Origin of the sequence: Capnocytophaga endodontalis, from assembly GCF_002209445.1 — a bacterium.
In the GTDB taxonomy this organism is placed as follows: Bacteria; Bacteroidota; Bacteroidia; order Flavobacteriales; family Flavobacteriaceae; genus Capnocytophaga; species Capnocytophaga periodontitidis.
In genome coordinates this window covers 817,288-843,310 of sequence record NZ_CP022022.1, presented here as the reverse complement: position 1 = coordinate 843,310, position 26,023 = coordinate 817,288, and the positions used below count along the sequence as shown (strand labels likewise).

The following is a 26,023-nucleotide window of genomic DNA, read 5'->3' as shown; positions in this document are numbered from 1 at the left end:
TAATGGGCGTTTGCAGCACATACCCAGCTATCGCTGGCTTTCCTACATAACATACTCTAAAAGTAATTGATAATCAGATTTATAGACTTTGTCAAAGTTTTGGGACTTTGACAAAGTTTATGATGCAAAAGCGATTTGTGCGAGCCGCACGGGCAGGAAATTTTGCTAATTTACTAATTTGCTAATTTACTAATTTGCTAATTCTCTAATTATATACACTTCTTGGCTGTTGTAAAACAATTGATAGAGTAGCTGGGTATTGCTGTAGAACATTAAATCTTGATAGGTTTCCAAATGTTCATCTCCGTTTTTTAAACAGTACAATGGCTGGTAGTCAATCGATCCAAACATAGGGTTATTGCGCGAAATGAGGAGGTGAAAAACCACTCCTTTTGCTACTAAATCTATGTATAAACCTCGGTTATTTTCAGTTACATAAAGCGGATGTATGCTGTGATGCTTGCAGGTTGTTTCTTTGGTAAATCGCCCGCTAAAGTCACCAATAAGCGGGTTGTTCTCACCTTTAGAACGTTCGTTTTCAGGTATTTTTTGATAGGTATACTCGTTGGGTGACAGGTAAAAATACTGCCATCGTTCATTTCGGTAGAAGAATACTTTTTCTTTAGATTTTGAGGTGTTTAGCTCATCACTTTGGTCGGATTCCTGACTGCGAATCTCATAAATATAGTAGTAATCGGCGGTATTTTGCACTTCGTTGAAGAAGGTTCTCCGCTGTTTATCAGTCCACTGTGGTGAATGGTTTACTATAGTTATGGGTTTGAGTTGTGCATCGCCATCGATTGCCCAAGAGAGACTTTGGTTATCGTTGAAATTCACATAATGGCTACCCAGAAAAGCGTATTCAAAATCGCATTGGTTCGTTAGTTGCAGACTATCGATGAGTATTCCCTGTCGGTTAAACTTGTAGAAATGAGGGTAATGGACGTTTTGCATCAACACCAACTGGGCGTGTTCGTTTAGAAAGAGGAAGTTGTATTCCAAGTTCTTATCGGGATTAGGGGAGAGCAGGGATAGGATTTTGCCGTTTTTGCGGTAGGGCGTATGAGTTTGTAGTGAGAGGTAGTTGTCGTACTTTTTAGGAGTCATCATAACAGAATAGACATTTTCTAATTCGTTTTGAAGTGCTAATAGCAAAAATAAAACGAGCCCTACCAGTATGCCTGCTAAGAGCCATTGTCGCGCCCAACGATAGTAAAAGCTGTAGTAAAAAAGAAATAAGAATGAGAGTACAACACTGCACAATACAGCACAAACGACCGCAACAAATGCATCAAACTCACTGTTTATCCAGAACGCAACAGCTGCGCATACCACCATCACGCTGATGATGATAATGAGGTATTTTAGTGCTTTTTTATAAGGAGGGGTGTTCATATCAACACTAAATTTCAGGTTACAAAGGTAAAAAATAGTTTGCAAAATAGCAAGAATTGGTTCTTCAACAAAGGTAATTTTACTGATTTTTATGTAACTATTTTACCCATTTCTATTATTTTGAATTTGTTAAGGTACTACGTCATTAGTACGTCACAATTTTGTAAGAGTTTTATTTATAGCGAGTTACAAAAGTGTGTAAATGAATACTTTTTACGCGTATAAGTTATAATTGGCTATTTTTAAGCTTGCAATCTGTTAAAATAGTATTAAAAAGCAGCTGTGAATTGTTAAAATTGTTAAAAACACTACTATTTCACTACTTCAATGATGTGATAAAGTTAAGCATATCTTAAATTAATTTGGAGGGTTTATTTTCCCGTTTGTACCTTTGCACCAGATAAATAACCCACGCATAGTGCGTAATTTAATAAAAAGAAATAATATGAGAAAAAGAATTTTTGCTTTAATGGCATTTGTATCTTTAAGCCTTACATACATAGGCTGTAAATCGGATGCCGATGACGGGGTAGGTGAAAAACCACGCCCAAGTACTGAAAACAGCTTCTATTTTAGAAATGGTAGAACTCACACCATTCATATAGAAGAAGGTTCCACCCGTTCTGTAACCATTGATGGTGCTACCAATAATTTTAATTTCGAAAGCCCTTCTACTGCGCTAACTGTAACTAAAAACACCGACCCTCAACCTCATTTGGTAATTCACGCCTATGACAATGAGAACGGTAGTCACGATATCCGCATTACGGATACCGACCCAGCTACTAATGCAGCTAAAACAGCTACCCTTACGGTTGTGATTGTAGAAAGAGATCGCGGATGGAGAGGTAACACCCTCACTATCGAAAATATAGATGGCGACCTTACTGAGGCAAACTCTAAAGATGAAGTAGAAGTTGAAGCCCCTGTGGGTTATGAGTATCAAGCGAGCAGTAAGGCTCCTGCCGCTGTGTTCAATACCCGTGTAACAATCACAGGCTCTGGCAACAAAGTGAAGGTGAAAGCTCAAAACCACTACGATGAAAGTACGCCACTTACTTTCAAATTTACCAAAGCAGGTGAAGAAGATAAAACTGTGGTCATTAAAAAAGTAACCAAGTTCTGGGCTATAAACGGTACCACTGTAACTGGACTTTCTAATGCTACTTATGTTACCAAACGCAGTTTTGATATGCTTACAGTGCCTCCTAAAGTGCCTTATAAAGCAACTACAATCACTGAAGGAGGTTTTACCGCAAATATTTCACAAGTTCAAAATGATAATTATCTGTATGGTAATGCTAAAATTACCAAAATAGACCTAAATAATGTAACACAGGTAAGTTCTAAAGCTTTCTACGGCTCACAAAACTTAGAAACTGTGATTGCTAATAAAGTAGAGAAAATAGGAAGTTCAGCTTTTAGAGGTACTAAAGTAAGCAAATTTAATCTACCAGAATTAAAAGAATTGGCGTATGATTCATATGAAAGCTACCATGGTTCGGGATATATAAGTGATTTACACATAGGACAAGTATTTCCTTCTACTACTACCCATATCATTATAGGGTCTAAACTTACTAAAATAGGAGCTTGGGCTTTGTTGTTTACTGAAAATTCATTGAGAGAATTGCGTATAGGAGTAACAACCCCCAGCCAATTGACTGTTGCATCAGGTACTCTTAGGTATGGAAATAATTTTGGGACGTATGCTTATGCACAAAGTCCTATTGGTAATACAAATAATGCGACCTTGTATGTGCCAACAGCAGCTGTGGGAGACTGGAAGATACGCCAAACTTGGATAGCAACCAGTTTTGGAGATAGAATAAGAGGCTATTAATAGCTGTTTTTAAGGAACTCTGAGAATCTCGGAAAAACTCTGAGAATTTTCAGAGAAACTCTGAAAGGCTCTGAGAAACTCTGAGGAACTCAGAAAAAAACTCTAAGAAACCCTAAGAAACCCTGAGAAACCCTAAAAGGCTCTGAAAAACTCTGAGAATCTCGGAAAAACTCTGAGAAACCCTGAGAATCTCGGAAAATCTCTGAGGATAAAACAATAAAAAAATCACAAGAAATGAACAAAATTAAAACATATACCATTGCTGCCATTGCAGCGCTCAGCGCGAGTGCTGTAACAGCACAAGATAACTATCGCCCTTGGCTCGTAGGGGCGGGTGTGAGCACCGTAGACTTTAAGGTGCCCGAAAGAAGTGTAATGAAAGACTGGTTTGGCTACCCTGATATGAATATCGGCTTCCGCCTCAACGCCGCTCGCTACATCAAAAAAGGTATTACTGCCGAAGCGGGTTTTGCCTATGCAAGCATCAAGAAAGACCAAAATTACTTTCCTGATGTAGAGGAAACTAAACTCGAAAACGCCAAAACTTATTGGGCGTTTGATGTGCGCGGTCGTTATCACCTCAACCGTTTGTGGGATGCGCTTCCTTGGCTCGACCCTTATCCACAAGTGGGTGTGGGAGTTGCTTCAGTAGATAGTGAAACCAAATTTAAGTTTATCGCTGGAGTAGGTGTAAACTTCTGGTTTACAGATGTAGTGGGCGCTAATGTGAACACTGCCTACAACGTAGGGGGTGGCACCGGTCACGACTACTACCAATGGGGCGCTGGTGTAGTGCTTAAATTGCCACTTACCGCTCGCGAAAACCCTATTGTAGACCACGTAGAACGCACTAAAGAACCTAAAGTAAAAGAGAAAAAAGACCGCAAACGCGTATCGGCTAACAAAGCGATTACTCGTGTAGAAACTCCTGAAGAACGCGAAGAGCGTACCAAACGCGTGGTAAAACAGATAAACCTTTATGCAAAGACTATCTTGTTTGACACCGATAAATCGGTAGTGAAACCACAAGCTGAGTTTATTTTGGACAATATTGCGGTGATTATGAACGAAAACCCCGATTTCAACTTCGTGGTAGAAGGACATACTGATAACACTGGTACTCCTGAGCACAACCTCAAACTCTCACAAGATCGCGCTGATGCTATCAAGCAATACCTTTCACGCCACGGTGTGAGCAAAAAACGCCTCGAGGCTAAAGGTTACGGGCAAACTCGCCCTATTGAGAGCAACGATACTGAACGCGGTAAAGAGATTAACCGACGTGTAGAAATCAATGTTATCAAAGAACAACAATAGTTAGTGATGAAAAGTACCTTCCATATTCTCTTTTTTTGAATACTTGTTAAAATTAGAGGGTTCTTCACAATGCAATCATCATAAATGTTTTTTAATAAGGTAATTATATTTGCTTTTTGGAGAACTATGGGAGGGCTTTTTTAATTAACAATTGACAATTGACAATTAACAATTGGCAATTGACAGTTGGCTGAAAAGTTTTTTTCATAGGTGGCTTATTCACCACAAAATCTCATTTTAATTATACAATAATTGAAAGGCTCGGCGATGGGAATTGCTGAGTCTTTTTTTTTGTAAAAAGTTTGAGGTAAGGATTTATTTAAGAAGCAGTGAAATATTTTTAATCTCCCACGAATTTCACGAATTTTCACGAATTGGGAGTGCATAAAAATCTTTATTTTTTTATTATCTCACGAATTTTCACCTGACGGTGAATTATAATGCTCTATTATTCCGAACTGAGGTTTTTTAAGGATTTATCTGACAAGCAGTGAAATATTTTAAATCTCCCACGAATCTCACGAATTTTCACGAATTAGGGAGTGTGAAAGTCTTTATTTATAATTATCTCACGAATTTTCACCTGACGGTGAATTATAATGCTCTATTATACCGAACTGAGGTTTTTTTATATCGGACTGATGTTAAAAGTGTAAGCTACAGGTGTGTGGAAAACAGAAGTATAATAGGCTCATCTTTTGATGGGAGATGAGCCTATTGTTTTTCTAATTGTTGTTATAATAACGATTTGTGATTAAAGGGTTGTTTCCTTTACGGTTTTGTTACCAGGACGGTCGGTAGCCGTTACGACTACTTTATCGCCAGAGAGGGCGGCGTTAGTAGCGGTGGTGCTATAGACCCATTTGCCTTCTAAGAGGGTTGCTTCACCTTGTTCAACAGGGGTATCATCGCTGTTTATAATTGCGACTTTCACAGTGGTTACCTTAAAATTATCGGTGACGGTGATGGTTATTTTTTCGCCGCTGGCAGCCCCTTTATAAGCTGAGACATCTACGTTTTCAATCACTGGAGCTTTGAGGAAATCGGCGACAGCGAGGTTGTAAGCAGATACGCCTTTTCGTTTCTGAGCTTCGGTGGTATAGAGTACTTTGAGGGAATTGTCCTGCAAAGCGTTTTTACCGTAGGCGATAGCACTTGAGAATTTGGTTTGTTGAGCTATTTGTTTAGCGGTTGGTTTTTTAGTACGCACTGGGAATTTAGAAACGATGGTTTCGCCATTGCGTTGACTGAAAACGATTTGTTTTCCGATTCGACCAGAAAGGCCTTCTGTTACGATGTTGTTAATACTTTTTGCCATTTTTGTTTGATTTTAAAGTTGTTCATAATTAGGGGTTAGGGGATAGTGAATAGTGAATAGGGGATAGTGCTGGACACGTCAGCCTGTCCAGAGGGGCTGACCACTATTCTATTTCCTATTTCATTTCTGAACTTTATTTCCTAACTTTTACGGTGCAAAATTGCGGTGAATTTTGCGTGTGTGCAAAAAGTTGTAACAAGGGGTAACAGGGTTGTAACAGAGTAGTACAGATATGGGGTTGATTTACAACAAATAATGTTCATACATCAGTTTTATTCCTTCTTGGAGTTCAACAGAGTGTTGCCAACCGAGTTGATGTAGTTTAGAGGGGTCGGTGAGTTTACGCATTGTACCATCGGGTTTGGTGCTATCGAAGACTATTTTTCCTTGATAGCCAATGGTCTCTTTTATCATATAGGCGAGTTCTTTGATAGAAAGTTCCTTACCTGTACCAATATTGATGTGGGTGTTGCGTACTTCATTGGCATTAGCGGGATATGTATCTTTAAAATTGATGCGTTCCATTAGAAACACACAAGCATCGGCCATATCTTCACTCCACAAGAACTCACGCAAAGGAGTGCCTGTACCCCATAGCGTAACTGTTTCGGCTGTAATACCATATTTTGATAAGATTGTTTTTATTTCTTCTTGGTTGTTTTTACCACTTATTCCTTCTACCGGACGCTTGTTGAGGTCTGTTTTTACTGCTTCCCAATCATTTTTAAGCAAGGCATTTGCTAAGTGTATTTTGCGTACCATCGCTGGCAATACGTGAGAATTTTCAAGGTGAAAATTATCGTTAGGCCCATAGAGATTGGTAGGCATTACAGCAATATAATTAGTGCCGTATTGCAGGTTGTAACTCTCGCATAGCTTGATGCCCGCAATTTTGGCAATAGCATAGGGTTCATTAGTATATTCTAACGGAGAAGTGAGCAAACAGTCTTCTTTCATAGGCTGGGGTGCTTCCTTAGGGTAGATACAAGTACTCCCTAAGAACAGTAATTTTTTCACCTTATTTTCGTAAGCCGAATGAATCACATTGTTTTGAATCATCAGGTTTTCGTAGATAAAATCGGCGCGATAGGTGTTGTTAGCCATAATGCCCCCTACTTTGGCAGCAGCCAAGAAGACATAATCGGGTTTTTCGTTTTTAAAGAATTGAGCGACGGCTTGTGCATCACGTAGGTCGAGTTCGGCACTTGTTCTGCCTATCAAATTGGTATATCCTTTTTGAGAAAGATTCTTCCAAATAGCAGAACCCACTAAACCTTTGCGTCCTGCAACATATATTTTAGCGTTTTTATCCATTGTTATTCAAAGTAATTCATTACAGTGAAGCCACCTTCTTTGAGGTAAGCATCGCGTTTGAAGAGTTTGATATCCGAGCGCATCATATCTTCAATCAGTCCTTTAAGGTCGTACTCGGGTTTCCAACCTAAAACGGTTTGCGATTTGGTAGGGTCACCAATGAGTAAATCCACTTCGGTAGGGCGGAAATATTGAGGGTCTACATTTACCACTTCGGGGTTATTGGCAATACGTTCGCGTATAGCACTGAGGTACTTTTCACCTACTTTTTCGCTGAAAACAGAAGTATCTACCGCGGTGATATATCCTTTTTCGTTTACGCCTTCACCTTTAAATTCGAGAGTGAGACCTATTTCTTTAGCTGCCATTGTGATAAAATCGCGGATGGCGGTAGTGATACCTGTAGCAATTACATAATCACTAGGAGCGGGTTGTTGCAAGATGAGGTACATCGCCTTGATATAGTCTTTGGCGTGCCCCCAGTCGCGTTGAGAGCTGAGGTTACCCATATAGAACTTATCCTGCATACCCAACGCTACCCTGCTGAGCGCACGGGTTACCTTGCGGGTTACGAAAGTCTCCCCACGTATAGGAGATTCGTGGTTGAAGAGGATACCATTAGATGCGTGCATATTATAGGCTTCGCGGTAATTGACAGTAATCCAATAGGCATACAATTTAGCGACTGCATAAGGCGAACGCGGATAGAAAGGAGTGCGCTCACTTTGAGGTACTTCTTGCACTAATCCATAAAGTTCAGAGGTAGAAGCCTGATAGATACGTGTTTTTTCGGTAAGCCCCAAGAGGCGTACAGCTTCGAGGATGCGCAAGGTGCCCAGACCATCGGCGTTACCGACGTATTCGGGAGTTTGAAAACTCACGTGCACGTGACTCATCGCAGCGAGGTTGTAGATTTCATCGGGTTGTACCTCTTGGACAAGGCGTGTGATATTCATACTATCGGTAAGGTCACCGTAGTGTAGGATGAGGTTGCGATGTTCTAAATGAGGGTCTTGGTAGAGGTGGTCGATACGGTCGGTATTGAAGAGGGATGATCGGCGTTTCATACCGTGTACCTCATATCCTTTTTTGAGGAGGTATTCGGCGAGATAGGCGCCATCTTGCCCTGTAATACCTGTAATGAGTGCTTTTTTTGTCATTTTATTATTGGTGTAATAAAGGAGATTGTTCAAGGGGCGAAGTTACGAAAAATATTGGAGATAAAGATACTTTTTGTAGATATTTTTTAGTAGGTATTGACTGCCCTTGCCCACGAATTTCACGAATTTTCACGAAATTGGGAGTGCATAAAAGTCTTTATTTTTTATTATCTCACGAATTTGAGGCTGTCCTAAAAGTTTTTCTTGAGAGGGCGTTTGCAAAACGCCCCTACAATGTGACTAAAAGTGATCGATTATCAGAGTCATAGGATTTGTCAAAGTTTTGGGACTTTGACAAAGTTTATGATTTATCGCCTGTCCTCAAGTTTAAGGAGTTTTTCTCCATTTGCTATGAAAAGAGCTGCTATTTGTTGAGCTCCGTAGGTGTTGAAATGATTGGTGTCGTACATTATTGGTTTTCCTGCTATACAACCATCATTAGGGATGTAATGAGAGAGGTCTATTATATGGAGGGTAGGAAATTCGGTTTTTAGAGTGGAGGCAAATCTTTCCCAACGTTCGTAATTTTTCTTGTATTTTTCTCCTCTAAGAGAGGTAAAGTATTGGATTCCTACTTGTTCTTTGAGCTTTTGGTTTCTTTGAACATCATAATCAAAATTAGCTGAGGAGTTTAGTACATAAACGTCTTTCCCTGCAGCTAACAAGGTGCGTATAGTAGCGATGAACTTTTGTGTATATGCAGGGATATTTTCTCTATCGGTAGTATATGAGTTTACTAAAAAGATAACATTGTACTGGAGGTAGTGTTCTTGCAAGTAATCAAGTGCCTTTTGGCATTCGGGTGAAGGTTTCCAACCTTGAGTGTTTAATAACGATGGACAAGCTCCTGCTGATAGGACATCGGCTTTCCAACCTTCTTTTTTACCTACTATATCTATGAAAGGGGATAAATGAGAGGTATGGCTATCGCCTACAAAAAGGATTTTTTTAGGATAAAGGCTTTTCGTATCACCTAATGTTTGCAAGGTATCTTTTGAAGTAGTACATTTTTCACACACTACTGGTGGAAAGTGTGATGAAGTTTTTTGAAGCTCAGGAATTTTTGCTTGATATAGGCTGTAACTAATAGCTATCACTACAATAAGAGGCAATAGGTATAAATACAAAAAGCTTTTCTTGAAAGTGTATTTTTTCTTTCTAAAAGGTTGTTCTACAAAATAATAGGTGATGATTGAAAGTAAGAACATTAGTATAAAAGCCCCTAAAGCGACCCCGAAAGGTAAGTCGCCTACTCCTAAAAAATACCTACACATTGCTAATACAACCCAATGCCATAAGTATAGAGAATACGAGAGTTTTCCTATCCACACTATAGGTGGTATTGAAAATAGTTTTTTCACATAGCTTCCTTTTTCATTGGCTACAATTAGTAGCGCTGTAGGGACACACAATAAAAGTGAGGTTACTCCTGGGAAAAATGGAGGTACAAATACATTCTTCACACATAAGCAAGCTATGACTATTACCAAAGTGCTACTACCTAATATATTAGACATTTGTACTGACAAATGATTGCCTTTTAAGCACAAGATTACAGCTAATAATGAGCCTGTGAGCAACTCTATCATTCGCAAATGAGGGAGGTAGTAAGCATCTAAGTGTATGCCTATTTTCTCTAAAGGTAAGAAGGAGAGGCATAGCAAGAAAAACATTGTAGAGAGTAATACAGCTATGATATGTTTTCTGAGGAACTTACTTTTAAACACTAACCACAACAATAGAGGAAAAATGAAATAGAATTGTTCTTCTACAGATAGTGACCATATATGATTGAAGGGGCGTTCTTCGGTAGCAATATCAAAATAGCCTCCTACTCTTGCAAAATAGAAGTTAGACAGAAAGAAAACAGAAGCTACTGCACTGTTGGCAACGCTATAAAAATCTTTGGTTAAGAAGAGCCATCGTGTGAGCAATAACCCTACAACTATCACTACAAAACAAACAGGAAGAATTCGCCTGATGCGCCTATTGTAGAAATTGGCAAACGAAAAGTTGTTTTGCTCCATCTCACGGTAGAGAATAGTGGTAATGAGAAAACCTGAAATAACGAAAAAGATATCTACCCCCAAAAAGCCATTGGGCAAGAGCGTTGGACTTAAATGAAATAATACAACGGCTAAAACCGCTAAAGCGCGAAGTCCATCGATGTCGGGGCGATAAGTATTCTTTTTCAGCATAGTAAGTTTTTAGTCCTTTTCTAAGATTTGTTTTAAGGTTTCTTGATTGATTTTCTTTCTTTCCTTATCGAAAAACCAGCCGTACTTATTGAAGTAATAAATAGCGGATTTGATATGGGATTTGAGGAGTTTGATATTTTTATAGGATGCTTTTTGGTATTCGTGTACAACGACGGCTTCGGGGAAGAAGATGGTTTTGTAGGCACGATGGATGCGACGGTTGAGGTCGAAATCTTCCATATACATAAAAAGGTGCTCATCAAATAATCCTACATTCTCAAGGGCTTCGGTGCGCAAGAACATAAAACACCCCGAAAGGATGGGGATGTTCATCGTTTTGTTATAACTAAAGGCGTGTAACTCAAAACGTTTGTTGCTTTTATCTCTCCACTTTTTGAAAGGGATGAAACGCCTAAAAATAAGGTCGAGAGGGGAAGGTAGGAGTTTGCAAAGGTATTGCAGCTGACCATTGGGATAGATGATTTTTGGCATTATATTGCCTACCTCGGGGTGGTGATTCATATAATGAGTGAGTTTTTCTAAGGTGCCTTTTTGTATGACAATATCAGGATTTAAGACTATGTGATAGGGCAGCCCTTGCTCCATAGATTTTTTGATAGCAATATTATGAGCTTTGCCGTACCCCATATTCTCGTTGTTGAAAATATAGTGTATTTCCTTATCGGGGTACATCGTTACAAGGCTTTTGAGCTCATCGGTAGGTGAGTTGTCGACAAGGAATAGCTGTAGCTGCTGGGTTTGGCAAGCGAAGTAGCTATCGATTGCTTTTTTTAAAGGGGTGAGGTCGGTTTGATATAACACTATAGAGGCAGAGAGTTTCATTCCGATAATTTTTTAATGACGTCTAAATATTGGTACTCATAAGTAGTGTCAGGTTCTAAATAAGCGCCTTCCGACCATTCATTCCAAGCATTGATGAATACAAATTCATTTCCTTTGGCAGCTTCGATAAGAGAGAGTTCTTTTAAAAAGTGTTCAAAATTAGCAGGAGTAGCATTTACAAAGAATTTAGAGCGATTTTTGTATCGGGGAGTGTTATCCCAATCTACAATAATTGATTGATAGGTTTTATCTTGGGTTTGTTGTGCTAAGGCTAAGAGGGCTTCACCAAAAGCTACATAATCTACTTTTTGGCTTTTTTCCATTTTAAATTTGAGTCGGCCTATCCAGAATTGCATTTTTTCAGGCAAACGTCTGAGTTTTTTTTCTATTGCTGACACCCACGATTTGCGTTGGAAGAATTTTTTGTTGAAAAGATAGCGCGGTTGAAAGAGCATTTTGGCTTGGAAGCTGCTATACACTTCGTCTTCTCTATCGAGGTCATAAGATTTCATTCCGATAAAATAAATACCTTCAAAACCATTTTCACGAGCTTTTTGGTTGAAGAAGTTCATCCATTGGGTTTGATGTTTATTGAGTTCAGGGCGATAGATGCAAAACACAGGTTTTTGGTCTATGGTAATATAACGAGGGTCTTTGAAAAAAGGTAACAAATAATCAAAATGTTGTTGCCAAAGATCTTTATCATTTAAATGTTTTTGTTCCATCAGTATTTCGGAGCTACCGATCCACTGTTTTGTCCAAGTTTCGTTTGCCCAAGTGATACAGAAGTTGAGGTTATTGTTAGGGTTTGCTAAAAACAACTCCATAGGTTTGCCTAACAATAGCTTGCCATCAAACCAATAGTGATAGAAATTGAAGCCTGCTAAGCCGTATTTTTTTGCCAATTGGGTTTGCCAAGCAATTACCTCAGCTTCAGTAAGGTCGTAGTAGTTGTTGTTTAAAGGGATTCGGGGTTGTCGTTGTTCTTCAGTATATTGTTGGGCGGCTTGTACCAATTCCCAATCGGTAAATTGGTGTCCCCACCATTGGTTGTTTTCTTCTATAGAGTGAAACTGAGGGAAATAGAAGGCTATATATTTCATTGTAGTGTTCTTTTAAGTTTGTTGTATATTTTTATTATTACATATTTTATTCCCAAATACTTATAGAGTATAGAAAGGAAATCACTTTTAAATTGTACATCTTTCACTTGGGTAGAAATCCCATCGTTGCTATATACGGCTATGGTGAGATCTACGTATTCAAATTTGTATTTTGACCAGAGTTTTAGGTTTAACTCATAATCGGCTAATAACTTGTATTTTAGATTGTACGGGTGTTGTTCTACTATTTTCTTAGGATAGAAAATTGCTTGGTGACATATATTTTGCTCTATGAGTTTGGCGGTTGTAAACGCGCCGTCGTATAGTGTTTGTGTGTTTTTTAAAAGTACATTGCCGTAATAGATGGTGTTCTCATTTTGCAATATTGGGGTTATTTGGTTTATAGTGAAGGTAATTTCATCATCGGCGCCTAAGAAATAGAGAAATTTTCCTTGAGCGAGTGCAATCCCCTTGTTCATTGCATCGTAAATTCCTTTGTCTTTTTCAGAAATCCATCTCAATTGAGGGATTTTAGAACTAAAACTCTCTACAATAGTTAGGGTTTCATCGGTAGATTTACCATCTACGACTACCACTTCGCAGTGATGATTTTCCCCTAATTGTTGCTGTATAAGAGAAAGGCAGTGAGCTATATGCGAAGCCGAATTATATGTGGGGATGATGATAGAGAGTAGCATCAGGACGATGAATGTTTAGTGTTTGAAACGCGAAGATACAAAAAATATTGTAAACGTTGTTGTTTTTTCTAAAAAATGAATAGTGAAAAGTTTTGAAGGTGTTTTAAAAAAAGCTCTATTTGTGTGGGTGTTTGCGAAACACCTCTACATAACACAATTCAAACACAGTGTGAAACTTTGGCTAATTAACGTGAGTTCGGCATAAGTAATTATTTAACAATCAGCAAAATATTTTTAATTTCCCACGAATTACACGAATTTTCACGAATTTGGGAGTGCATAAAAGTCTTTATTTTTTATTATCTCACGAATTTTCACCTGACGGGGAATTATAATGTTCTGTTATATCGAACTGGGGCTATTTTAGTATTTCTAAATATAAATTTCTAAATTTTTCAACCATTTTCTCTTTTGTAAACTCTTCTTCATATCTTTTTTTAGCACCTATTGATAGCTGTTGATATTTCTTTTCATCAGTAAGCAATTCTATAATAGCTTCTGCTAATTTGTTAGCATCTTTAGGGGGCACAATAATGCCTGATACATTATTGAGGTTTACCCAATCAACCCCTGAACCTTTGATACTTGTAGAAATAACAGGTTTTCCAAAAGCCATAGCTTCGATTTGTACTACTCCAAAAGCTTCTGAGCGCTCGGTAGAGGGGAGGCAAAATATATCACAAAGTTGATAATAAGCACCTAACTCTTCAAAAGGGATTTTTCCTAAGAGTTTTACTTTGTCTTCCAAATTATAGGAATGTATTTGTTTTTGAAGTTTGTCTTTTAGTTCTCCTATACCAGCTATTAAAATAATTGTATCATCGGGTAAGGATTTTGAAGCTTCAATAAGGTATTCAATACCTTTATAATAAACTAATCTTCCTAAATAGAATACTATTTTTTTTTCTTTATATTCTTTTTTTAACTCATTGAGCTTTGTTTCATTTACTGTTAGTTCTTTATTGTCAATACCAATAGGAATGCAAGTTATTTTATCTTTATATTTTTTTAAGGTAGAAGATCCTTCTACATAAGTGGGGGTTGTAATGACTATTTTGTCTGCTTTTTTTAATAACCAGGTTTGTAAGGGGGCGTATAGTTTAAGTAGTTTTTTTTGTCGTATGATATCACTATGCCAATGTAGTATAATTTTAGCTTTAGGTTGGGTGAGAAAAACAGCTAAATTAGCCATTGGATTAGGTAAATGGATGTGTATAATATCATAATTATGTTGTATTTTTTTGAGAATTGGAATTATACTATAACTCAAAGGGGTAGAAGCTAATACTTTTATAGTATGAGCTGCAAATATTTTATAGTGTTCATCAAAAAAAGAATTTCCTTTTAAATGATTAGCACATAAAACATCTGTTTGAATACCTTTTTCATTTAGTCCTTCAACAAGATCAAAATGAACTTTTTCTACACCTCCTGAATGAGGAAGATAGAATTTTCCTATTTGCAATATTTTCATACTATATTTTCTAAAATGATTTGAGTAGTTTTTTTAAAATGAAAATGATTGTTTATAAAATTTTTTTGTTCTATTTTTTGAGGAGATAAGGACAATAATTTTTTTGCTAAATCTTCTGGACTTTCTTTATTAAAAAAATAGCAATTTTGGAATTCGGCATAAATTTCTTTAAAAACCTCAATATCAGACAATAAACAAGTTTTTCCTAAATAAAGAGCTTCTAAGGGAGGAAGCCCAAAACCTTCATAAATTGATGGTTGCACCAGTATAGAAGCCTCATTCATATAGTTATAGAGTTCCTCATCGGATATTTTACCTGTAAAAATAATATTTTGATCTTTAAGGAACTCTTCATTAGAGAGTTTGGTTTTAAATCCTTCTTTTTCGCCTACTATTACCAATTGTTTATCAAATCCTTTTTTTCTTGCATATCTCCAGCCTTTCACTAAGGTTTCTAAGCCCTTGTGAGGTTTGATATTGCCTACAAAGATAATAAATTCTTTGGAAATAGAAACTTTTTGTGGGAAATAATTTATGAGCTCATTTTTAATAGCACAAGGAGCTACAACAATATCTTTTGCTTTTTTGAAATGGAATGAAATTCTTTTTTTAGAGAATTCTGAAACAGTAAATATTTTTTTAGCTATTTTAACAGCCCTATTTAAATAAAATTTTCTTATATAGTAACCTATTTTTGAAGTAAGTTCTTTGATGTCTAAGAAAACAACATCGTGGATAAAAGCATAAATAGGTATTTTTATTCCTATTGGGATATTAAAATTAGGGGTTAAAAATACGTCGTAAGAGTTGATTTTTGCACAAGGGAAGCAAAATAATTCTTTTACTGAAAATATAGGTATATTTACTTCTTGAATTTCTACATTCTTTGCTTTATATTTAGATAGTATATTGAAATTTCCTAACAATAGGTAATTATTCTTCTGCTCAGCCAATAGATAAGGAAGAATACCTTGTAAATAAGTTCCAATACCTGAACTATTATACATTCTACAATCGATAGCTATTTTCATATTTATTAGAACAATATAGATTTATAAGGCACTAAAGCATTATTTGGGATGGCTAATGTTTTTATTATTTGAGAAAGAGCATATAAACACAAAAGGAATCCTATCAAAATTTTGGTTACTTTTCCTTTAAAAGCATTAGGCAAACAAGCTAAAAAGAAACATTCATAAAAGCGGTAATACAAAGAGAGCCTTGTAGCGATAATCTCTACCTCACTGAACAAAAGATAGATACTAATATTTAAGAGAGCACACCATAAGAATATATTTTTTGTTCTTTCAGAAAGGTGAACTCTATTGATAAAGAAAAAAGTAATGAATAATATTACAAATCTCACAAATGTACTGAATGAATAGAGAATATTAGCATTATAAGACTCATCGTTTCGATAGGATATAATTCTTTCTATTAGGCGCAAATCAACCCCTATAATAGTACCTAATCCTTCTAATATAAAAGAGGTTACCCCTAAGTAAGCAGAGGGGACTATAATCCCTAATACTATCCAGAAGATGAGATTTGTGCATTTCTTTTTTATAATAAAGATAATTGGTAGAAAAACGAGTGCTGAGTAATGAAATAAAATAGCTCCTAAAAGCGACAAATAGAAATACCAATTTTTATTTACGGAGAGAAAATAGTAACTCAGAGCTATAAAACCTAAAGCAAGCCCTTGCCGAATACCATTCATTTCATATACTAAAAACCAAAAGCTTGAATAAATACAAATAGAAAGTAAGGGATATAAAGAGACTTTTTTAAAAGCGTATACCTTTAGGGATAATGAGATAAAGAAAAATAAGAAGAGAAAAAGGTGGAAATTACCTCCTATATATTTTATAAATTCAGCGAACCACTGAAACCCTATTTCAATATCGTCGGGGTTATTAAAAATATCTCGATAATGAGCAGTATCTGTACCTACTGTTATATCTCTTAATCCTGCGATGTATAGAAGCGCGAAAATAACAGGGATATAGCTGAATACATATATATAGGTTTTGACTTCTTTAGAGAGTTTCTCTGTAAAGAAGAAGCGAGCTGTAAAAGCTAAAAACGAATATATGGGCACTAAAAAGTACATTTATAATTTAAATAATAAAAAACCTTTAATTCTCCCCTTCAAGCTTCCCCAATAGAACTTTTTATTAGAGGATAATACAATTCCCCCTATGCTACGGATAAGATATTTGAGGTACATTATAAAATAAGTATAGTGCTTTCTTCCTAAAATTTCTTTTTTAAATAGTGCTCCAAAGCCGAGCCCATAGGAATAAGCTCTTTGATAGTTGTTAGAAGCAGCGTTTTGAGGATGAAATACTTTAGCATTTTTTGCAAAAATAGCTATGTCCTTTTTATCTAATAGTTGCCATATATAATCAGTTTCCTCACCTGAAGAGAAGAAAGTTCCAACTCCAAGACGCTCATCAAATAATTTCTTCTTATCAAAGATTACAAACAAGTTAAAAGAAATAGCGTATTTAAATAGAGATTTACGACTTAGAACATCTGTTTTAGAGATAAAAATATTTTTAGTAATACTATCATAAGCCTCTACTAATGTAATTTTATTTTTTTTCTCTTTGAAAGTATATACAATTTCTTCTAAGAGATTTTCACTATAATAACAATCATCATCAGGAAAGCCTATAATATCTCCAGAACATTCTTTAATACCAATATTTCTGTTATAAGAAAGCCCTTTTGTACTACTTCTAATGTATTTAATGCTTAAAATATTAGTATATCTATCAACAATATTCTGAACTTTATAGTGTTCATTCTGATCTACAATAATGAGTTCAAAGTTTTTATATGTTTGTTTTACAAGAGAGTCTAATAGTATGTTAATTTCATCTACACGCCCCAAAGTAGCAGTTACTAATGATATTTTCATAGGTTAGTTTTCTTTATTTTCTCAATAAGGTTATTTATATGAAAATCTTCAGAATAGAAATGGCTAAATACTGTTGATTTGTAATTTTCTAACACATTAATAGCCTCAATATTTTTTTTCTCAAAAGAGATAATCTCTTCTAAAACTTCATCATTATTTGATATTTCAATTTGATATTGTGTATTTTTTAATCCTTCTTTAAAAGCAAAAATATAGTTACTGTATATTGGTATGACTCCATTAGCTAAGTAAGTATTCATTTTTGTAGGAGTAGCAACTCTATTCATTTCAATATCTTTACGGATAATAAATCCATATTTATAATGTTGTAATGCTTCAAACAACTGGTTATAAGGCAAGTGATCTATTAGGACATTTTCTAAGTTATATTTTTTTAAATAATCTTGAGCTTCTTTTTTTTCAGAAGTGTATAGAGTAAGTGTTGCATTTGGTATTTTAGTCTTAATTTCTTTATATATCTGTAACATTTCATCAATACATTGCCATTTAGACATAGTTCCTGCATATACAAATGAAGGAGTTTCGTATTTTCCTTTCACAAAAAAACTTTCCTCTATCAATTTCTGATTGAAACAAGGCATTACATAAAAATTATCCTTAAATTTGAATTTATATTTATTCTCATAGTGATATTTCATTCTATCGGAAACAAATAACGCAAAAGAAACTAATTTTAGTGATATATATTCAAAACATCGCCAAAGAATATATTTTAGCCATTTATCTTTTTTTGTATAATTTACTAATATTTCCTCAGGCATAATGCCTTGATACCAACATATTACTTTCTGTTTTCTATTTTTTAAGAGGAGTTTTAGATGGGCTTTAGCATTGACAACAACTACTATTTCTGTTTTTTCTATTTGTTTAATATTATCTACTATAAGGACATCTTCTCCAGACTCTCTTTCCAAAGCCTTTTTAATAATATTCACATAGTGAATAGTAGCATCGTGTCTGTCTCCCTGCTCAAAAAATATTTTATATTTCATTTCTTTTCTTAAAAAATTCTACGATTCGTTCACAAGCTTTGCCATCGCCATAAGGGTTGTGTAAAGCACTCATTTTAGTATATTTCTCTTGGTTGTTAAGTAGTTGCTCGCATTCACCTACTATTTTTTGCTCATCGGTACCTACCAAGATTACTGTACCTGCACTTACTGCTTCAGGGCGCTCGGTAGTGTCACGCATTACCAATACAGGTTTGCCTAAGCTAGGCGCTTCCTCTTGTACGCCACCACTATCGGTAATGATAAGATGAGATTGGTTCATCAGCCAAACAAAGGCAGGATAGGCTAAAGGTGCTATGAGCTTTACATTTTCAATGCCTGATAATATACGATAAACAGGTTCTTTTACATTAGGATTTAAGTGCACTGGATAGACTATCTGTACCTCAGGATTTTGTAAAGCGATTTTTTTCAGTGCCTGACAGATATGTATAAAGCCTTCGCCTTGGTTTTCACGCCTATGTCCTGTAACTAAGATTAGCTTTTTAGTGCTATCTACTGCCTTTTTTAAAGCATCAATCTCTTTGTCTTGTAATTTTTCTACTTTTTTTGTACTTTCTAAAAGAGCATCTATCACTGTATTGCCCGTTACCAAAATACTTTTTTCGTCTACCCCTTCTCTTAATAAGTTTTGCTTTGCTTGCTGGGTAGGAGCAAAATGAAAATCGGCTATGGCTCCTGTTACTTTTCGGTTAATCTCCTCTGGGAAAGGTGCATATTTATTAAAAGTTCTAAGTCCTGCTTCTATATGGCACACTTTAGCTCCTGCATAAAAGCCTGCAATACTCGCTGCCATAGTGGTAGTAGTATCGCCGTGCACGAATATATAGTTAGGGCTACAATGCTCTAAAACAGCTTTTAGTTCTGTAATAATTGTAGCGGTAAGTGTATACAAATTTTGATTAGGCTTCATCACATTAAGGTCGTAATCTGCTTTTATCTCAAAAAAATCTAACACTTGATCCAACATCTCACGATGTTGTGCTGTCACACATACTTTTGTATCAAAAGTTGGTTCTTTTTGAAAAGCCTTTATGAGCGGAGCCATTTTAATAGCCTCGGGGCGTGTGCCAAATATAAAAAGGAGTTTTTGAGTCATTATCTAAATATTTTCTTTATTTTGTACCAAGCTATTCTAATAATAAAATAAAAACTATTTTTCCATCCTGAAACACGCCATTCTTCCAAATATAGAGAAATAACATTGGAAGAAAGACCTCCAGCCAAATATTTTGCAATTATCAGTTCTTTATATTTAAAAGAAAATCCTTTTTTATATAGTGTGTAAAAAAAATCATAATCAGCACAAATTTTATAATTTGTATTAAATAGATACTGCTGTTGAAGTTTAGTTTTCACAAATACACATTGATGACAAAAAGGAATACCTACTTTTATTCTTTTTAAAGAAGTTGTTTTCCGTATTTCCTCTTTATCAGGATATACATATATTACGTCTCCATAGATTACATCGGTATCACTCCAATTATTATCCTTAAATACTTTTTCTAATACTTGCTGATCATAAAAAGTATCTCCTGCATTCATAAAGTTGAGCCATTCGCCTGAAGCTTTTAGTGTCCCCTTATTCATAGCATCATAAATGCCTTTATCGGGTTCACTTACCCAATAGGAAATTTTACCCTCATATTTTTTGATGATGTCAAGAGTGCCATCGGTACTACCTCCATCTATGATGATATACTCTATATTAGGGTAGGTTTGATTGAGTACTGATAGGATCGTATTTTCAATATCCTTTACGGCGTTATAGGCAACGGTGATGATGGTGATGAGGGGTGATTGTGTGTTATTTGACATAGCTCAATATTTTTCTAAATATCTTTTTTGCTATAAAACTTATATCTATTTTTTGATTTTTATTGTTCATATAAAAATCTAAAATATGATACATATTATACTTTTTAGCTTGTTTTTTATATTTTTTCAGTAAGAACCATATTTTAGTATTCATTCTTATTATTAGATCAGGGCGATGATTCTCTACAAAATAAGCTCCAGCTAAAGCATAATACAGATATAATTTTTCTCTATTAGAAGCTATAGTAATAGAGTCGTTATGAGCTCTGAAGTAGGATAAAGGTTCGTTTACGAACGCAAATTTTTGGTATTGATTAGCTGTTAGCAAAAACATCAACAAATCATTTCCTATAGCGTGCATAGCAAAATCACTTGCTACTTTGTTAGGGATATCGGCAAGTGTATTATTCTTTAAATCGTTTAATCTAAACAAAGCACAAGCTGGAGAGACGGGATAATCTTTATCATCTATAATACTCTGTATATATTTTTCTGTGGGATATAATCCTGTTTTTCCTATTCTATAGAGAGAGATTTTATGAGGTTCTGTAATGTTAACTTTAAAAATTTTAGCACTTGTAAAAGCGAATCCTACTTCTTTATTTTCTAAAAAAGGGAGTGTTTTTTCTAAGAAGGTAGGATCGATTAAGTCGTCTGACCAAAGAATTTTAGCATATTCTCCGGTAGCTTCGTTTATACATCTTAGCCAATTTCTTACAGGACCTATATTGGTTTCATTTTGATAAATTTTGACACGATCATCAGTTTGCGCTAAAGCTTGGAGTATTTTCCAAGTGTTATCAGTACTTTTGTTGTCGACGATTACAATCTCGGTATTTGGGTAGGTTTGATCTAAAGCGCTTTTTACTGTTGCTTCTATCAGATTTTGCCTATTGTACACTGGAATTAGTACGCTTACTTTTGGAGTATTCATTTTGTGATTTTTTGTATAAGTTTTTTAAAGATTTCAGATATACTATGAGTTTTTAGCACATTGATCATTATTTTTAGTTTGCTTGTTTTTTTTAAGATTAATTTTCTTTTTTGCTCATCTTTTTCAAAGTTAGGAATTATATAAAGAGGATGTTGTATAGGGAAAGATATTTTTCCGGTTTTTCGGTTTGCATTGTCATCCTCGGCGGAATGAGTATGAGTAGCTTCTGCTCCAAATCCTATGTTAGAAATCAGATTAACAGTTGGGATAATGGAAAGTCCATTATTTATCATTATGGTTAGTTTCCATTGATAATCCCAAGTATCAATACCTTTTAGATATAATTTGTCGTATATTTTAGAAAAGTAGAGATACTCATCTTTATTAGCGAACAGTTTTTGAAATATATTTTTAGCTTTCAGGTCGGGGTAATAAGAAATATCTTTGTCGTAATATTTCCAAGCTCTTCTCCAAGAAGCCCACCCCCAAATATGTTCATATTTAGAAAAATAGTATGATTCTTTATCAGTAGAGACATTTTCTACCAAATCATTTGTACCTGTTATAAGCCAAATTCGAGTGTCGTTTTGGTATTTAATAAGTAAATCTTGACAGAAATAGAAAAAACTATCATCTGGCAAACAGTCATCTTCTAAGATGATACCCATTTCTTCATTATTAAAAAACCAAGAGATAGCAGTACTTACGGCTTCTTTACAACCTAAGTTTTCTTGCCTGAAGAGAGTTTGGACTTTACAATCCCAATTGATATTTTCTAATACAAAATTTCTAACTTGTTGTACAATTTCTTTTTCTCCTTGCTTATGAGCTCTGGCACCATCGCTTGCGATATAAAGTTTTGAGGGTTTATTTTTTTTAATAGTTTCAAATACTTTTTTAGTAGTGTCTAATCTATTAAAAATTAGGAATAAAATAGGGGTGTTTAGTGTATTCATATTCTTTTTTGATATAATCGTTTGCTAAAAAAATTAACTTTTCTAAGGATTCTCCAAAAAAGATAGACTATTTTGTCATAGGGAGTAATGCTTTTTGTTATTTCGTTATATTTTTCATCTAAACGTGGGTCTTGGGTATTAAAAACTCTTTTTTGTTCCTCTATAACATTCTTTTTTATCAAATACTTAAAGAATGAGGGGTATAATTTTTTATAAAAAGGATAATCTAACAGTATAATATCTGTAGTTTTTTTGTATTCATCGATAAGTTTGAATGTATTTTCTGCTGTACTGCTTACATTTTCATCACATCTGTACATTAATAAAGGTACCCCTACTATTTTAAGTACTTTTGTTTCTTTAGTAATAGAATAACTGAACATATAATCCATCAAGGGATAATGTGTGTCGTCAAAGCCATTGAGCTTAACTGCTACTTTCTTATTAAAACAAACTCCAGAAATTGTAGAAAACACGCCAAAAATATAATCAAATGGTTTTAAGGGAATTACTCTATAATTTTTATTAGATTCTTTTATAGATATTTCTGAAATATGAGTAAAAAGAAAGTGTTGTACATAAATAGCATTTACATTATATTTATATAGTTTTAAAACATCATATATTTTTTCGATATAAGAAGGATTGATCAAGTCATCATCGTGAAGCATTACCACAAAGTTTGTTTGAGATAGTTCAAAAAGTTTGTTCCAATTACCTGTCATCCCTACGTTTTCTGTATTTTTATAGTAGAACAGATTGGGAATTGCTTTGTACTCTCGTAACAATTGTTCTGTTTCGCACTCTCGTTCTGGATTATTGTCTACTACCATTATAGCAAAAGGGCAGTTTGTTTGCTGAGCTAAGCAACTTTCAAGGGTCTCTCTAAGCAAGTGAGCTCGCTTGTAGGTAGGGATTGCTATTGTAATCTGTGCTCCTTCAGGGACAACTCCTTGCTTTATAGCTATAGAGGGTATATGGGTTACGGCTGTATATCTCATTTGAAAATGGTTTTTAGTTTGTAATAAGTTTCTTGTATACCTAAATGAATGAATTGAAATATTGTGAGTTTAAATTCTCTGAGTACGACAAAAGGCCATTTCCAATTATTGTACACTGCTTGACAAAATCCTTGTACAAGGACTAAGCCTAAAATTCGCCAAGAGGTATATTTTAATACTATAAAACTTCCTATTGCGATTCCAATTCCTGCTAAAAGAGCAGGTTTGACAAAAGGAATATTATTCTTGCTGATAATAGCTGTTGCAAAATGTGAGTGATTGTTTTCTAAAAGTACAACTATTATATAAAGACAAAGAATCAATTTATTAGGCAGAAAAGCATTTGAGTGTATATATCCTAAAATTGTATTACCTAAGAATAGTAATATAATTCCACCTAAAGTGAATAGTATGTAAAAAATAATTATACTAAAAGAGAACAAGCTTACAAAACCTTGTGAGTTTCCTTCTACACGTAAGGCAGCAAATTTGGGTTGAAAGGTAATAAAAAAAGTTGTTGCTACTGTTGAGAGTATATTTACCAATTGCATCATCAATCCATAAGAGGCTATTTCTGCGTTTGATAAGTATAAACCTGCTAAGAACATACTAAATTTTGTAATGGCATAAGCTCCTACAAAAACTAAGCCTAATTTTTTAGCATTGTACCATATCACATCAAAAGTTGCACTGATTTCTTCCTTGCTAATATTGTAAGGTTTTAACTGGGTTCTAAATTCTTCTGTAAAAAGAAATCGATAACACAACATTCTATTTACAAAAGGAGCTATAAAATTTGCCAATACAACTCCCATCAGTCCCCAACCTATATACAAGAACAAAAAAGTAAGCCCTATATAAACAATCCGAGAGGCGAGTAAAGCTATTTTAGTTTCTTTGATAGCACCTTTTCCCGTCAGTAGGAAATTGTAATATTCATAATAAATAGTAAAAGCAGTAGAGGCTGAAAAAATTATCCAAATAGGCAATGAGTGAGCTACTGAATGGAAACCATCTGTAACCTTGTAAATATATAGACTTCCGACAGAGAGCATTACCAGTAGCACTAACAATGCTAAACGGAGATAGACATACTGACCTACTTTTACGAGAGTAGCTATTAATCGGTAGTTGATAGCCACTTCTGCAGAGGAAGCATCTTCTATTCCTTCTTTTTTTAGTGTTTGAGCACCTCCGTATACATAGCTTACATTACGACTAAATTGAGGTGAAAAGCCAAAGTCGAAAAGGAGTACTAAAGATGAAACTGTTAGAAAAATATAGTTGAGTGCAATTTCTTCTACAGTTAGCATTTTTAAAATAAGAGGTAGGGTAATGAGCCCAGAAGCTAAACTAAAGAACTGCGCTATATAATTCCAAAGTACATCTGTTTTAGTTATCTTTATCATCTGTTTCCTATTATATTAGCTCCTTTAAAGCCACTTAATAAACTTTGGTCGCTCCAAAAATAATCCCATTCTCCAAATCTGCCTATACTAATGATAGCTACTGTTCTCAAATAATCTTGTATTAGAGCTACGTTGCTCTTTCTATTGAAATCGAATACTACATTAGCGTATTTTTCTTCTCGATAATCGGTGATTGCAATGTCGTTAAGTTCCCAAAGTTTCATTTGTATACCTTTTTCGATAATGTGGTTTACCAAACTATCACCGGAAAGTTGTTTAGGTTTCTTTTTTGAAAAATAGGTTTCAAACTGTAAGGAACTTTTTCCTTTTGGTACATTATAGGGTGATTTGAGCGAAGGAGAATAAGCTCTCGCTGGCAAAATATCCTCATCATAGATATAAAACCACAAATGTTTAGGTATATCAGGGCGATTGAATCCTATAGACACTAACTGACCTGAGGTTGACAACAGTTTCTCTCCAGCTTCAAGAATGCTTTTAGGAGCATCTTTTATGATTTTTACTATCTCAGGCAGAGGTAAAGAGCTAATAAGTTTTTCATAGTTAGTTTCAGAACCATCTGCAAAAGTAATTTTTTTGTGAATAGGGTCAATAAGAGCAACTTCTTTCTGTGTCTTTATAGAAGAGTTTGTAGCCATTGTATTTAGGAAACTTTTATAGCCTCCTTGTTGTGGATAGCGCATTTCTTGAGCGTAATAAAAGTTCTTTTCTTGCACTTCAAAAGCCCCTCTTAATAGTACTTCTAAAGATGGAATGCTAATTCGACTGCCTAACCAGTCGGTAGAAAGTTCTTTTGAAGGAAGTGTCCAATATTTATAAGTGTATTTTTCTGGAAAATGCTCTTTAAAATACGTCCCGAATTGCACCAATAGCCAATCTTCATAGTTCTGAATCGTATTAAGAGTAGGTTTAGCGACAAAATCTTCTATAATTCTTATTTTTTCATCTATAGACAAAGGGGCAAGGTTGTTTTGTACAGGATGTTTTAACCATAAGTTTTTATAATAATTAGATGATTCAGGCTTATGACTATAGAAAGCTGTATTGTTTTGGAAAAGGTTTTTTACCACTTCTGATTTTGTAAAAGAAAGATGAACAAACTTATCGAATAAGAAACCTTCTCCTATTGAAAAGTTGTCACATAAGCCTCCCCAAGAACTATTTTTCTCAAAGATAGTATGTTCAATACCTCTTTGTGATAAATGATATCCTGCCGCAATACCTGCTATTCCTGCTCCTAAAATTGCTACCAAAATTTTTA

Annotated in this window: 22 protein-coding genes; 2 read left to right on the top strand and 20 right to left on the bottom strand. The window is 35.0% G+C overall.

What is annotated here, in order from left to right:
* Positions 1-189: 189 nt before the first annotated feature.
* The gene (locus CBG49_RS04015) at positions 190-1,395 is read right to left on the bottom strand and encodes a hypothetical protein (RefSeq protein ID WP_088593481.1); all 1,206 of its coding nucleotides are present in this window, start codon (positions 1,393-1,395) and stop codon (positions 190-192) included.
* 445 nt (positions 1,396-1,840) lie between these two features.
* On the opposite strand from CBG49_RS04015, the gene CBG49_RS04010 reads away from it, so the two are divergent.
* Both CBG49_RS04010 and CBG49_RS04005 read left to right on the top strand, forming a co-directional pair.
* A complete protein-coding gene (locus tag CBG49_RS04010) occupies positions 1,841-3,238 on the top strand; it encodes a leucine-rich repeat protein (protein WP_088595253.1) in 1,398 nt (465 codons plus the stop codon).
* A gap of 234 nt (positions 3,239-3,472) precedes the next feature.
* On the top strand, positions 3,473-4,555 hold the full coding sequence (locus tag CBG49_RS04005) for an OmpA family protein (RefSeq protein ID WP_088593480.1): 1,083 nt from the start codon (positions 3,473-3,475) through the stop codon (positions 4,553-4,555).
* A gap of 754 nt (positions 4,556-5,309) precedes the next feature.
* On the opposite strand, the gene CBG49_RS04000 is transcribed toward CBG49_RS04005, so the two are convergent.
* The 19 genes from CBG49_RS04000 to CBG49_RS03910 all read right to left on the bottom strand — a co-directional run bounded on the left by CBG49_RS04000 (position 5,310) and on the right by CBG49_RS03910 (position 26,015).
* Positions 5,310-5,873 carry a hypothetical protein gene (locus tag CBG49_RS04000; RefSeq protein WP_088593479.1) on the bottom strand — a complete coding sequence of 188 codons (564 nt, stop codon included), beginning with the start codon at positions 5,871-5,873 and terminating at the stop codon, positions 5,310-5,312.
* Between the two features lie 243 nt (positions 5,874-6,116).
* A complete protein-coding gene (locus tag CBG49_RS03995) occupies positions 6,117-7,187 on the bottom strand; it encodes a GDP-L-fucose synthase family protein (RefSeq protein WP_088593478.1) in 1,071 nt (356 codons plus the stop codon).
* 2 nt (positions 7,188-7,189) lie between these two features.
* Entirely contained in the window at positions 7,190-8,347 is a 1,158-nt protein-coding gene (gene gmd, locus CBG49_RS03990; protein ID WP_088593477.1) for a GDP-mannose 4,6-dehydratase, read from the bottom strand.
* Positions 8,348-8,655: 308 nt separating this feature from the next.
* Positions 8,656-10,545 carry an acyltransferase family protein gene (locus CBG49_RS03985; RefSeq protein ID WP_088593476.1) on the bottom strand — a complete coding sequence of 630 codons (1,890 nt, stop codon included), beginning with the start codon at positions 10,543-10,545 and terminating at the stop codon, positions 8,656-8,658.
* A 9-nt stretch (positions 10,546-10,554) separates the two neighbouring features.
* Positions 10,555-11,388 (bottom strand): glycosyltransferase family 2 protein, encoded by an 834-nt coding sequence (locus CBG49_RS03980; protein ID WP_088593475.1) that lies wholly within the window; start codon positions 11,386-11,388, stop codon positions 10,555-10,557.
* Positions 11,385-12,491 carry a glycosyltransferase WbsX family protein gene (locus CBG49_RS03975; protein ID WP_088593474.1) on the bottom strand — a complete coding sequence of 369 codons (1,107 nt, stop codon included), beginning with the start codon at positions 12,489-12,491 and terminating at the stop codon, positions 11,385-11,387. The genes CBG49_RS03980 and CBG49_RS03975 overlap by 4 nt, the downstream gene beginning before the upstream one ends.
* Positions 12,488-13,189, bottom strand: a complete 702-nt coding sequence (locus CBG49_RS03970) for a glycosyltransferase (protein ID WP_088593473.1) — start codon at positions 13,187-13,189, stop codon at positions 12,488-12,490. The genes CBG49_RS03975 and CBG49_RS03970 overlap by 4 nt, the downstream gene beginning before the upstream one ends.
* 358 nt (positions 13,190-13,547) lie before the next feature.
* Positions 13,548-14,663 carry a glycosyltransferase gene (locus tag CBG49_RS03965; protein WP_088593472.1) on the bottom strand — a complete coding sequence of 372 codons (1,116 nt, stop codon included), beginning with the start codon at positions 14,661-14,663 and terminating at the stop codon, positions 13,548-13,550.
* A complete protein-coding gene (locus CBG49_RS03960; protein ID WP_088593471.1) occupies positions 14,660-15,694 on the bottom strand; it encodes a glycosyltransferase family 4 protein in 1,035 nt (344 codons plus the stop codon). The genes CBG49_RS03965 and CBG49_RS03960 overlap by 4 nt, the downstream gene beginning before the upstream one ends.
* A gap of 5 nt (positions 15,695-15,699) precedes the next feature.
* Positions 15,700-16,776 carry an EpsG family protein gene (locus CBG49_RS03955; protein WP_088593470.1) on the bottom strand — a complete coding sequence of 359 codons (1,077 nt, stop codon included), beginning with the start codon at positions 16,774-16,776 and terminating at the stop codon, positions 15,700-15,702.
* Positions 16,777-17,589 carry a glycosyltransferase family 2 protein gene (locus tag CBG49_RS03950; RefSeq protein WP_088593469.1) on the bottom strand — a complete coding sequence of 271 codons (813 nt, stop codon included), beginning with the start codon at positions 17,587-17,589 and terminating at the stop codon, positions 16,777-16,779.
* A complete protein-coding gene (locus CBG49_RS03945) occupies positions 17,586-18,602 on the bottom strand; it encodes a glycosyltransferase family protein (protein ID WP_088593468.1) in 1,017 nt (338 codons plus the stop codon). The genes CBG49_RS03950 and CBG49_RS03945 overlap by 4 nt, the downstream gene beginning before the upstream one ends.
* Entirely contained in the window at positions 18,592-19,719 is a 1,128-nt protein-coding gene (gene wecB / locus CBG49_RS03940; protein WP_088593467.1) for a non-hydrolyzing UDP-N-acetylglucosamine 2-epimerase, read from the bottom strand. Before wecB ends, CBG49_RS03945 begins: the two co-directional genes overlap by 11 nt.
* Entirely contained in the window at positions 19,719-20,441 is a 723-nt protein-coding gene (locus tag CBG49_RS03935) for a glycosyltransferase family 2 protein (protein WP_088593466.1), read from the bottom strand. The genes wecB and CBG49_RS03935 overlap by 1 nt, the downstream gene beginning before the upstream one ends.
* Positions 20,431-21,375, bottom strand: a complete 945-nt coding sequence (locus CBG49_RS03930) for a glycosyltransferase family 2 protein (protein WP_088593465.1) — start codon at positions 21,373-21,375, stop codon at positions 20,431-20,433. Before CBG49_RS03930 ends, CBG49_RS03935 begins: the two co-directional genes overlap by 11 nt.
* Positions 21,372-22,331 (bottom strand): nucleotide-diphospho-sugar transferase, encoded by a 960-nt coding sequence (locus CBG49_RS03925; RefSeq protein WP_088593464.1) that lies wholly within the window; start codon positions 22,329-22,331, stop codon positions 21,372-21,374. The genes CBG49_RS03930 and CBG49_RS03925 overlap by 4 nt, the downstream gene beginning before the upstream one ends.
* Complete coding sequence (locus CBG49_RS03920) at positions 22,328-23,332, bottom strand: glycosyltransferase family 2 protein (protein WP_088593463.1); 1,005 nt, start codon at positions 23,330-23,332, stop codon at positions 22,328-22,330. The genes CBG49_RS03925 and CBG49_RS03920 overlap by 4 nt, the downstream gene beginning before the upstream one ends.
* Entirely contained in the window at positions 23,329-24,741 is a 1,413-nt protein-coding gene (gene wzx / locus CBG49_RS03915; RefSeq protein ID WP_088593462.1) for an O-unit flippase-like protein, read from the bottom strand. Before wzx ends, CBG49_RS03920 begins: the two co-directional genes overlap by 4 nt.
* Positions 24,738-26,015 (bottom strand): protoporphyrinogen/coproporphyrinogen oxidase, encoded by a 1,278-nt coding sequence (locus CBG49_RS03910; RefSeq protein ID WP_088593461.1) that lies wholly within the window; start codon positions 26,013-26,015, stop codon positions 24,738-24,740. Before CBG49_RS03910 ends, wzx begins: the two co-directional genes overlap by 4 nt.
* Between the last annotated feature and the right edge of the window lie 8 nt (positions 26,016-26,023).

What these genes read in the sequence shown, in the direction of transcription:
- CBG49_RS03950 (WP_088593469.1), bottom strand. Translation starts at nt 17,589, where the DNA reads ATGAAAATATCATTAGTAACTGCTACTTTGGGGCGTGTAGATGAAATT.
- CBG49_RS04015 (WP_088593481.1), bottom strand. Translation starts at nt 1,395, where the DNA reads ATGAACACCCCTCCTTATAAAAAAGCACTAAAATACCTCATTATCATC.
- CBG49_RS03965 (WP_088593472.1), bottom strand. Translation starts at nt 14,663, where the DNA reads ATGAAAATATTGCAAATAGGAAAATTCTATCTTCCTCATTCAGGAGGT.
- wecB (WP_088593467.1), bottom strand. Translation starts at nt 19,719, where the DNA reads ATGACTCAAAAACTCCTTTTTATATTTGGCACACGCCCCGAGGCTATT.
- CBG49_RS03970 (WP_088593473.1), bottom strand. Translation starts at nt 13,189, where the DNA reads ATGCTACTCTCTATCATCATCCCCACATATAATTCGGCTTCGCATATA.
- CBG49_RS03945 (WP_088593468.1), bottom strand. Translation starts at nt 18,602, where the DNA reads ATGAAATATAAAATATTTTTTGAGCAGGGAGACAGACACGATGCTACT.
- CBG49_RS03925 (WP_088593464.1), bottom strand. Translation starts at nt 22,331, where the DNA reads ATGAATACACTAAACACCCCTATTTTATTCCTAATTTTTAATAGATTA.
- CBG49_RS03985 (WP_088593476.1), bottom strand. Translation starts at nt 10,545, where the DNA reads ATGCTGAAAAAGAATACTTATCGCCCCGACATCGATGGACTTCGCGCT.
- CBG49_RS03980 (WP_088593475.1), bottom strand. Translation starts at nt 11,388, where the DNA reads ATGAAACTCTCTGCCTCTATAGTGTTATATCAAACCGACCTCACCCCT.
- gmd (WP_088593477.1), bottom strand. Translation starts at nt 8,347, where the DNA reads ATGACAAAAAAAGCACTCATTACAGGTATTACAGGGCAAGATGGCGCC.
- CBG49_RS04005 (WP_088593480.1), top strand. Translation starts at nt 3,473, where the DNA reads ATGAACAAAATTAAAACATATACCATTGCTGCCATTGCAGCGCTCAGC.
- CBG49_RS03960 (WP_088593471.1), bottom strand. Translation starts at nt 15,694, where the DNA reads ATGAAAATAGCTATCGATTGTAGAATGTATAATAGTTCAGGTATTGGA.
- CBG49_RS04000 (WP_088593479.1), bottom strand. Translation starts at nt 5,873, where the DNA reads ATGGCAAAAAGTATTAACAACATCGTAACAGAAGGCCTTTCTGGTCGA.
- CBG49_RS03930 (WP_088593465.1), bottom strand. Translation starts at nt 21,375, where the DNA reads ATGAATACTCCAAAAGTAAGCGTACTAATTCCAGTGTACAATAGGCAA.
- CBG49_RS03920 (WP_088593463.1), bottom strand. Translation starts at nt 23,332, where the DNA reads ATGAGATATACAGCCGTAACCCATATACCCTCTATAGCTATAAAGCAA.
- CBG49_RS03935 (WP_088593466.1), bottom strand. Translation starts at nt 20,441, where the DNA reads ATGTCAAATAACACACAATCACCCCTCATCACCATCATCACCGTTGCC.
- wzx (WP_088593462.1), bottom strand. Translation starts at nt 24,741, where the DNA reads ATGATAAAGATAACTAAAACAGATGTACTTTGGAATTATATAGCGCAG.
- CBG49_RS03995 (WP_088593478.1), bottom strand. Translation starts at nt 7,187, where the DNA reads ATGGATAAAAACGCTAAAATATATGTTGCAGGACGCAAAGGTTTAGTG.
- CBG49_RS03975 (WP_088593474.1), bottom strand. Translation starts at nt 12,491, where the DNA reads ATGAAATATATAGCCTTCTATTTCCCTCAGTTTCACTCTATAGAAGAA.
- CBG49_RS04010 (WP_088595253.1), top strand. Translation starts at nt 1,841, where the DNA reads ATGAGAAAAAGAATTTTTGCTTTAATGGCATTTGTATCTTTAAGCCTT.
- CBG49_RS03955 (WP_088593470.1), bottom strand. Translation starts at nt 16,776, where the DNA reads ATGTACTTTTTAGTGCCCATATATTCGTTTTTAGCTTTTACAGCTCGC.